The organism is Vibrio sp. 2134-1 (assembly GCF_033339495.1).
Genome location: NZ_JAWOUS010000482.1, coordinates 1 through 670 on the forward strand (window position 1 = coordinate 1; position 670 = coordinate 670).

Consider the following 670-nt stretch of genomic DNA (forward strand, 5'->3'; position numbering starts at 1 on the left):
GGTGATGCTCGTGGTCGTGATGATAAAACGCGAGTGATTCTCTCGCTGCGTTACCAAACAATGCTATGTAAGAAGGATGCTGAGTGATCGTTGCTGGTGATCCCGAACAACAAACGTGGTGGTGCAAACAAATCACATCGTCTGTTTTTGCCATGACCAAATGCAAATCATGAGATACCATAAACACAGCGCAATCGAAGCGGTGACGGATGCTTTCAATCAAATCGTATAGATCGATTTGTCCCTGAACATCAACACCTTGAGCTGGTTCATCAAGAACCAACAAGTCAGGGCGTTGTAGCAGCGCGCGGGCGAGTAGGACGCGTTGGTTTTCACCACCGGAAAGGCGGTGCATGTTGCTCTTAATTAAGTGCTCTGCACCAACTAGTCTTAATGCATCAAGGCATTCTTGTTTGCTGTACTTTCCTGCTAAATTTAAGAAACGGATAACGTTTAGCGGCAAAGAGTCGTTGAGTTTCAGTTTCTGAGGCACATAACCAATTTTTAGCTTTTTAGCTTTAACCAATTTTCCGCTAGTCGGCTTTTGAAGCCCTAAAATGACTTTAACTAACGTGGATTTTCCCGCTCCGTTGGGACCGATTAGGGTTGTGATTTTGCCCTTTTCTAATTCCATGCTGATGTTATCGAGAACTCTGCGATCATCGAACTC

Annotated in this window: 1 protein-coding gene; it reads right to left on the reverse strand. The window is 44.8% G+C overall.

Going from position 1 to position 670, the window contains the following annotated elements; translation table 11 throughout:
• Positions 1–670, reverse strand: a 670-nt coding sequence (gene znuC, locus R7R78_RS26750; RefSeq protein WP_225474688.1) for a zinc ABC transporter ATP-binding protein ZnuC, incomplete at both ends; no start/stop codon positions are given.